This window comes from Kitasatospora sp. NPDC024654, assembly GCF_055559155.1.
In genome coordinates this window covers 56,799-64,977 of sequence record NZ_JBVHLF010000040.1, presented here as the reverse complement: position 1 = coordinate 64,977, position 8,179 = coordinate 56,799, and the positions used below count along the sequence as shown (strand labels likewise).

Sequence of the window (8,179 nt, the reverse complement as noted above, 5' to 3'; positions counted from 1 at the left end):
GGGACCACGAGGGGGGGAAGAACCCCCCCCACACCAAGAAAAACCCCCCCCCCCCCCCCCCCCCCCCCCCCCCCCCCCCCCGCGGCGTTCACACCGCCGTAGTGGCCTTGGGAACGGTGCCCTGCAGCTCGTCCCAAGGCGCTGCCAGCGAGGAAATTGCCGACGGCTGCGCGATGCTGGGTTATCCCATCGCCCGCAGCATCATGCCGCCGAGCGGGCCCTGCTGAACGTCCTGCGCGGCACTGCAACAGTCCGATCGCCGGGTTCGCCCGGTCCTTCGAGGACGGGCACCTGGGCCTTCGCGCGATGGTCTTCTCCCCGGACGGCACGACCGTGCTTGAGGCGCGTCAGTCGGCCGGCCAGCTCAGCCCGGACGCCCTCGGCATGTGTGTGGCCGCCGCCTTGATCCGCGACGGCGCCCGCAACCTGATCGGCTCCATCGCGCACTGAACCGCCGAGTCGGCGACGGTGCCCGTTGACCGGTGCCGCTGGGAAGCACCTGGCCAACGGGCCCTTCCTTCGAGCCCCCCGCCGGCTTGGAGCAGGCCACCTGTTGTCGGGGTACGAGCTCGCGCTCGCGTGCTCGGCCACATACGGGTGAACGTGCTCGTTCCTTGAGGTACTGAATGCCATGCTCAGGCTGCCTGGGACCCCTTGAAGCGTGCTCACACCCGTGCCGGCCGTGCAGCAGCAGGAAGCGCTCGTCACCGCGGCGCCGCCGACCGGCTGGGACCGGGCCGCCTACCGCGCCTGCCGCGACGCCGAGACGATCGCGGCCCTCGGCGAGCAGGTCAGCGAGCCTGCGTTCCGCGGGGGGACAGTCGCGATGACACGGCGATCTGGAGATCGCGGTGCCCGCAGCGGGGTTCCCGGAGATCCGGAGCCGCTTCCCCGAGTGCGTGTTTGACGCGGTGGGTTCTGGGCGGGTCTGGGCAGCGGCGGAAGCCGAGGCGCTGGCGGCCACGCGCCAGACCTGGCTGCGGGATCCGACGAGCGGTCAGTTCTTGTTCGACGTCTTCCGCGAACCGCACGAGGGCCGGACGTGGAGCGCCTCCACCACCGGCTTCCGACTGGCCTGACCCAGTGCCCCAGCGGCACGCCCTTGCCTGGCATGTTCGCGCCCGAAAGATGGCAGGTCAAAGCCCTGTTCACGGTGATCGGGCGGGTCTAGCATTCCCGACACGGCAGCCCCCACCATCCCCCCAAGTCGGGCTGCTGAACAGAGCGGCCGCGCCTGCGCCTGTGCGCGGCCGAACCTCCTCCGGCCGGGACCCGGGGCATCCCCCCGCCCCCGCGGTCCCGGTCGGCTGCGTGCCGACGCCGACCACACCGGCTGTCCCCGCTACGCTGCACCTGGCGTCCGCCGGACCCGAGAGGCACGCTCTGGGCCATCACCGGCGGGCGCCTGCGAGGTGGAAGCCCGGATCGACAAGCCGCCCGGCGCATGGGTCTACGCCTTCGCGGTCGAGCAGCCGGGGCCGGCTGGCGTCCCCGGCGTGGACGAGGACAGTGTGCTGGTGCGCGGGATGGACAGCAGCAGGCTCAGTCCGGCGCTGTCGGGTCGGGCGCCGGTCAGCTGCGCGTTGGCGGGCAGCTGACCGGGCAGGGCGATGGTGTGGGGCTGGAGATCTGCTCCCAGGCTGGAGCCGCCCGGCATCAGTCCCAGCGCCGAGACGGGGATCGTCCGGCTGAAGACGACGACGTCGGTCGGGGTGACGACGAGGCTGTTCGCGGTGGTGGTGATGCTGGTCTGGACGGTGACCGGCAGGCGCATGCGGCCCATGTTCCCGGTCAGTGTGAGGCCGGTTCCATCGGTGCCGACGGTCATGCCGGCGGCGGGCCCGAGACGTTGCTGGAGTGCGCTGTAGGGGACGGTGGCGGTGGCGGTTCCGCCGTCGGTGGAGCCGTGCGTGGTGACGTTGTGCAAGACCGCGTCGATGTTCATGGTGGCCCCGGCGTGCTGGACACCGTCCGCGGTGACGTGGACGGTGCCGAGGTCGCCGCCGAGTACCTGGAAGCCCGCGAAGGTGTCGGTGAGTTCTGCGGTGACCGGGCCGGTCGGGTGCAGCCTGCAGGTGGCGGCATGGACGACGCGCTGCTGGGCGGTGTTCGCGAGCGCGACGTCGGCGGCGCCCGCGACGATGAGCGCGGTGGTGGCGAGGCCCGCGGTGATGGTCCAGGGTGTGCGGCGAAGTCTCATGGCGCGGCGGTTCCGTTCCGGTGCGGGGCGTCAAGGTTTGGGTCGGGGTTCACGGGGAGATCCGGTACTGCCGCCGGTTTGAGCGCCGGGGATTTGATCTCGTCTGGGCAGGGCTCCCGTCAGGACCGGTCCCACACGATCGTGAGCCCGCGGCCTTGCGCGCGCCCCGCCCGGGCGACCGGCTCGCGCGTGGAGGGGTCCATCGGGTTCCTGCCGATCGCCGCTCGTGATGCCTGGTCCGGTGCTACGACCGCGACCTCGGCGCCGCCTGCCCGCAGCTCCTCGACGGCCTGATCCAGCGGCTTCTCACTCGGCCACAGCTCTTCCCTCCCCGGGGCGATCACCAGGACCCGTGACGCGCCGGCGGCGTAGTCGGCGTTCGCCATGGAGCGGACACAGCCGTCGATGTACCGGTGCCCGTCGATCGTCGCGGGCGGCCACATGCCCGGAAGGGCGGAGCTCGCCGCGACGGCGTCGATCAGGCTGACGCCCGACGTGGTGTCGAACACCTGCGGCTCGCCGCTCTCGGCATCCACCGCGACGATCTTCAAGGCGCGGGTGGGCCACTCGTGCGACGGGATCCGGGACTCGAGCACCGCGCGTCGCAGCGGCTCGGGCACGGTCGCGGCCTCGAGCGCGAACCTGCCCACCGCACGCCGCATCTCGCACAGGGAGTCGGCACTGTGACACAGGGCGGCCATCCGCGCACCGACGCTCCTCAGGTCCGCACCGGCCCCCACCTTGGGGGACTGCTCCTTGGGGTCGACCTGCCGGGCGTACAGCTCCTCCAGGCTCAGTCCGTGTGCCAACAGCGCCCCGACGATCGCGCCCGCGGACGTCCCCACGGTCACGTCAGCCCCGGTGACGTCCTGGCCCGCATCGGCCAGTCCCGTCAGGAGCCCGGTGATCCAGGCGACGCCCGCGGTGCCGCCGCCTCCCAGTACCAACGCCTCAGTCATGTCCGTCCTCATCCTCGGTGAAGTCTTCATCTGGTCTCCAGTTCAGTGCCGCCGGCCCGCGGGTGGCAGCGTGGCGCCGGCCACCGGCCCCGGGCAGTTGGCGGCGTGCGCCAGGAGCGGGCGTATCGTGCGCGCGGCACGGTGGGATTTGGGGGGTCGTCCGGGCCGTGGTCAGGCCGCTGCCGAGGACGGCGCTCTTTGGGCGGTGGCCGGCGTGACCAGCAGCCGAGGGTGGATCTTGGGGCCCAGGACGGCCGCCGCGATGGCCAGTGCCGCCGCGACCACCACGGTCGCGTTGTGCGTGTAGTGGTCGAGCAGCGTCTGAGCGAGGAGCGCGGCGGCGATGAGGGTGAGTTTCGCGCTGATCAACCGGGGTGGCGACACGACGGGTCCGGTCGACGGATGCACCCCGCCGGCGCGCGTTCGGTGGGCCGCACGGATCTGCAGCGGAATCGACGACAGGACGAGGAGCAGGCGAACACCCAGAAGGGTGAGGGACCCGCCGGCGTGGGGGTCCAGCAGCCGGCCGAGGAGGTAGGCGCCGCAGAGCGAGGCCGAGACGATGGCGATCCTGACGGTGATCAGCCGGGCGATGGCCCACCGGGGCTGCGCGGACTCGTACACCGCCCGGGTGAGACGGCGATCGGACAGCAGGAGCAGCGGCGGGACGATCAGCAGGATCACGACACTGCGCAGGGCGTGTGCCCACACCGGCTCGTTGCTCTCTCCCATCCAGGTGAGGGCCAGGATGACGCCGACGACGGCGTAGCGGATCCGCAGGATCCGAGCCGCACTGGGCGGGAGCGGGCTGTCCGCGCGGGGGGTGTGTCGGGCCGGGTTCATGAGGGACGCCTCCTCCGTGGGCGATGAGAACGATCGATGGACCCGGCGGTGGGCATCGCTGCGCGGGCGGGCCGAGGGCCGCGCGGGATGCGGCTAGACGCCACCGGCCAGGACCGCGCACGAGGTGCCCCTCAGCATCTGACCGGCGTGCCGTGCGGGCCGTCCGCGGTGACGGCCGCCAAGGTGGTCGCGATGGTCAGTCGCCGCTGACGGGCGCGGGCGTGCTGCCGGCGAGAATGCCGCTGAAGAGCCATGTCAGGGCTTGGCCGAAGAGGTCTTCGGACACGCTTGAGGGGTTGACGCGCCGCTGGCGCACCAGGCCCTGGAACAACGCCATCACCACCGTGGCCACGGCTTCGGCGGAGAGCTCGGCGGGTGCGCCCCGCCGGGCCAGAGAAGCGCCGATCAAGCGTTCCAACGCCTGGCGGGGTTCGCTCATCTTGGCCGCCATGGTGTCCATCACCTGAGGGTTGCGGATCGCATACAGCCAGAACTCGGCCTGCAGCGGGGCGAAGTCGATGTCCTTGTCGGCGACGTCGATCAGCAGGCGCCCCAGGGTGGCGAGCGCTTCTCCGGTGCCCACGTCGGGGCCGTCCAGGGCGTGGGCGGCCTCGGTGATGCGGTCGGAGGCGCGATGCGACATCAGTTCGAGGAACAGGGCTTCCTTGCCGTCGAAGTTGGAGTACAGGGCGCCGGTGGAGAAGCCCGCCGCCTCGGCGATCTCCTCCACCGAGGCGCCGGCGAACCCCTTGCGGGCGAAGACCCGCGCCGCCGCGTCCAGTAGCAGCTCCCGGGTGCGGGCCTTGGCCTGTGCACGGGTCAACCGCTGCCGTACTGGTTCATCGCGTTCGGTATCCATGTCAATGAAGTAATTCAGATAGCGACCCATATGTCAAATGTCCGGATAGCGTGTACGCTCTCGATAGAGGTCACTATCTGAATGGTGATCATGATGGCAGGTGGTGGTTTGCCGCCAGTCCGCAGGGTATGCGCGGGCCGGCACCGTGCCCGCGCCGACGCGGGGCTCGCACTGAACAGCGAGGAAAGAGGAAAGAGATGATCACGCAGTCCCCGCCGCAGGCGCTGCGGCTCGTGGTGGACCTGAACCGGTGCCAGAGCTACGGACAGTGCGTCTACGCCGCGCCGAGCGTCTTCCGGTTCCATGGCGAGGAGTCGGTGGAGTACGACTACGCGCCCGACCCCAGCACGCGCCGCGAGGTCGAACGGGCCGCCGCGGCGTGCCCCGTCCAGGCGATCACGCTGAGCGGCGCCACCGAGCCCTCGCCCCTGTCCCCGGGGCGAACCCGGTGACCGCCGCGGGCGCGGCACGCCAGGGGAGCACCGGTCGCATCGTTGTGGTCGGCGCCTCGCTGGCCGGACTGCGGGCAGCCGAGGCGCTGCGGGACGAGGGATTCACCGGGGACCTCACCCTGATCGGCGACGAGCCGCACGAGCCCTACGACCGGCCGCCGCTGTCGAAGGCGGTGCTGTCCGGTTGGCTGACCACGGACCACACGGTGCTGCCCCGGGCGCGCGACATCGACGCCCGGTGGCTGCTGGGCGTCGCCGCCACCGGGCTGGACGTGCCCGGCCACCAGGTGATGCTGGCCGACGGGAGGCGGGTGGACTTCGACCGGCTGCTGATCGCCACCGGCACCCGCGCTCGCCCGTGGCCCGCACAGGCCGGCGGCGGCCTGCTCGGTGTGCACACGCTGCGCAGCCGCGACGACGCCGACCGGCTGCGCGCGGCCCTGCTCGCCGCACCGCGCCGCGTGCTGGTCATCGGCGCCGGCTTCACCGGCGGCGAGGTCGCCTCGGCCTGCCGGGATCTGGGCCTGGCCGTGACGGTGACCCAACGCGGCGCCACCCCCTTGGCGAGCGCGCTGGGCGGCGTGATCGGCCGCACCGCCGCCGGCTGGTACCGCGACGCCGGGGTCGACCTGCGGGCGAACATCACCGTCCACGCCCTGGAAGGCGACTCCCGCGGCCGGGTTGGACGGGCACACCTGTCCGACGGCAGCGTGCTGGAGGCCGAGGTGGTCGTGGTCGCCACCGGCGCGCTCGCGAACACCGAGTGGCTGGCAGGCTCCGCCCTGGCCGCCGACCACCGCGGGGTGAGGTGCGACGGCGCCTGCCGAGCGCTGGCCGCCGACGGGACCGCCGCCGAGGACGTCTTCGTCGCCGGTGACGTCGCCCGCTGGCCGCACCCGCTCTACCCCGCACAGCCCCTGCGTCTGGACCACTGGGACAACGCCGTCGCCCAGGCCCGCACCGCCGCCCACAACATGACTCACGGCCCCCTCGACCACCGCATCCACCAGCCCCTGCCCGCCTTCTGGTCCAACCAGTTCGGGGTCAACCTGAAGTCCGTGGGCCTGCCCGTCATCGCCGACCAGGTCGTCGTCACCCAGGGCTCACTCGACCAGCGCCGCTTCGTCGCCGCCTACGGGCACCGGGGCCGCCTCGTCGCCGCCGTCGCCGTGGACTCCCCCCGCGTGCTGGACGGATACGCCGCCCTCATCGAAGCCAGAGCACCGTTTCCACCGGTGCTCAACGCACCCGACGGCCCGGCACACCTCGACCCCGTCGACGCCGAGATCCCCCAACCGGCCCGCCGCGAACCGAAGACCGCCCCCGACCACGGCCCGCACCTCCCCTCACCCACCGCACCGGCCCTGACCGCACACCAATAAAAGGGGACACGCCCATGACCACCACGACGCCACCCTCGGCCACCGACCTGTTCACCCACGCCCTCCAGCCCGGCAACCGCGCCAACCCCTACCCCTACTTCGCGCAGCTGCGCCGGCAGCCGGTCACGCGCATGGACGACGAGACCTGGCTGGTCAGCGGCCACCGCGAGATCACGCAGCTCCTGCGCGACCCGCGCATCAGCGCCGACCGGCTCAACTCGAACGCCCCAAAGGGAGCCCCGAAGAGCCTGCTGCTCCTGGACCCGCCCCGCCACGACCAGCTCCGCCGCCTGGTCACCGAGGAATTCATCCCGCGGATCACCGGCATGCGCGACCACATCCACGACCTGGTCACCGACCTGCTCGACGCGCACACCAGCCAACAGCCGGGACAGCTCGACGTGGTCACCGACCTGGCCTACCCCCTGCCGGTCACCGTGATCTGCGAACTGCTCGGTGTACCCCGCCAGGACGAGCCCGTCTTCGGCAGCCTCGCCCGCCGACTCACCCGAGGACTCGACCCCGTCGACACCCAGACCGAGGAGGAACTCCACGAACTCCAGCAGGCCCGGGGTGAACTGATCCAGTACCTCGAAGGTCTCATCGAGCAGCGCCGCACCACCCCCGGCGACGACCTGCTGTCCGGCCTGCTGTTCAGCCAGGACCCGTCGGGTGGCATGGGGCCGATCGACCTGCGCGTCACCCTCGGCCTCCTCCTCATCGCCGGCCACGAAACCACCGTCAACCTCATCGCCAACGGCACACTCGCCCTCCTGCGCAACCCCGACGCCCTCGCCCGGCTGCGCACCGACCCCGACCTGGCCACCCCACTCGTGGAGGAGGTTCTGCGCTACGACCCACCTGTGCAGATGTCCGGACGCAGCACCCTGGCCGACATCGACATCGCGGGCACCACCATCCCCAAGGGCGCCAGGATCCGCCTCATGCTCGCCGCCGGCAACCGCGACGCCCACCGCTTCCCCGACCCCGACCGCTTCATCCCCGACCGCCCCGACAACGCCCACCTCGGCTTCGGCGGCGGCCTCCACTACTGCATCGGCGCCACCCTCGCCCGCGCCGAAGCACAGATCGCCCTGACCGCCCTCGCCCGCCGACTCGAATCACCCCGCCCGGTCACCGACCCCCCGCCGTACCGCGAGAACGCCGTACTGCGCGGCCCGGAACACCTCCTCGTCTCCTTCAACCGCCTCACCCCCGACCCACGAACCGCCTGAACACCCACGGCGATCAGGCGGCCACTGCGGAAGGACTGACCGGGGCCGCCGACGGCCGGGCGCCGGTCCCATCCTGGACATCGGTGATCACCCGCAGCCAGTCCGCCTCGACCTGCTGTGGGGACCAGTCACATCGGATCAACACACCCACCTTCACGGATCGCCAAGAAGGGGTCACCATGGCCGGTTGCTGCTCCCCCGCAAGGGCCGATGCCTCAGGCCCCGCTCGACCACACCCGAGCCCGCGCC

At 72.0% G+C, this 8,179-nt stretch carries 9 protein-coding genes and 1 pseudogene; 5 read left to right on the top strand and 5 right to left on the bottom strand.

The genetic code is table 11. The annotated features are described in order from the left end of the window. Positions 1-306 precede the first annotated feature (306 nt). The gene (locus ACZ38L_RS23100; protein WP_465696568.1) at positions 307-450 is read left to right on the top strand and encodes a hypothetical protein; all 144 of its coding nucleotides are present in this window, start codon (positions 307-309) and stop codon (positions 448-450) included. 389 nt (positions 451-839) lie between these two features. Further along, positions 840-1,046: pseudogene (locus ACZ38L_RS23095) on the top strand (hypothetical protein); the annotation flags it as partial. A gap of 404 nt (positions 1,047-1,450) precedes the next feature. On the opposite strand, the gene ACZ38L_RS23090 reads toward ACZ38L_RS23095, so the two are convergent. The 4 genes from ACZ38L_RS23090 to ACZ38L_RS23075 all read right to left on the bottom strand — a co-directional run bounded on the left by ACZ38L_RS23090 (position 1,451) and on the right by ACZ38L_RS23075 (position 4,891). Beyond that, positions 1,451-2,200 (bottom strand): LmeA family phospholipid-binding protein, encoded by a 750-nt coding sequence (locus tag ACZ38L_RS23090; protein ID WP_465696566.1) that lies wholly within the window; start codon positions 2,198-2,200, stop codon positions 1,451-1,453. 119 nt (positions 2,201-2,319) lie between these two features. Continuing rightward, the gene (locus ACZ38L_RS23085; protein WP_465696564.1) at positions 2,320-3,159 is read right to left on the bottom strand and encodes a patatin-like phospholipase family protein; all 840 of its coding nucleotides are present in this window, start codon (positions 3,157-3,159) and stop codon (positions 2,320-2,322) included. Positions 3,160-3,330: 171 nt separating this feature from the next. Further along, on the bottom strand, positions 3,331-4,002 hold the full coding sequence (locus ACZ38L_RS23080) for a hypothetical protein (protein WP_465696561.1): 672 nt from the start codon (positions 4,000-4,002) through the stop codon (positions 3,331-3,333). A gap of 196 nt (positions 4,003-4,198) precedes the next feature. After that, positions 4,199-4,891, bottom strand: a complete 693-nt coding sequence (locus tag ACZ38L_RS23075; protein WP_465696557.1) for a TetR/AcrR family transcriptional regulator — start codon at positions 4,889-4,891, stop codon at positions 4,199-4,201. Positions 4,892-5,058: 167 nt separating this feature from the next. Between ACZ38L_RS23075 and ACZ38L_RS23070 the strand changes: the two genes are divergently transcribed. Genes ACZ38L_RS23070 through ACZ38L_RS23060 form a run of 3 tightly spaced genes read left to right on the top strand, consistent with a single transcriptional unit; the run spans position 5,059 to position 7,930 of the window. Further along, positions 5,059-5,313, top strand: a complete 255-nt coding sequence (locus tag ACZ38L_RS23070; protein ID WP_465696554.1) for a ferredoxin — start codon at positions 5,059-5,061, stop codon at positions 5,311-5,313. Beyond that, positions 5,310-6,695, top strand: a complete 1,386-nt coding sequence (locus ACZ38L_RS23065) for an NAD(P)/FAD-dependent oxidoreductase (RefSeq protein ID WP_465696552.1) — start codon at positions 5,310-5,312, stop codon at positions 6,693-6,695. The genes ACZ38L_RS23070 and ACZ38L_RS23065 overlap by 4 nt, the downstream gene beginning before the upstream one ends. A gap of 14 nt (positions 6,696-6,709) precedes the next feature. Then, complete coding sequence (locus ACZ38L_RS23060) at positions 6,710-7,930, top strand: cytochrome P450 (protein WP_465696550.1); 1,221 nt, start codon at positions 6,710-6,712, stop codon at positions 7,928-7,930. Between the two features lie 13 nt (positions 7,931-7,943). Here ACZ38L_RS23060 and ACZ38L_RS23055 read toward each other — a convergent pair whose 3' ends face one another. Continuing rightward, positions 7,944-8,072, bottom strand: a complete 129-nt coding sequence (locus ACZ38L_RS23055; RefSeq protein WP_465696548.1) for a hypothetical protein — start codon at positions 8,070-8,072, stop codon at positions 7,944-7,946. Positions 8,073-8,179 lie beyond the last annotated feature (107 nt).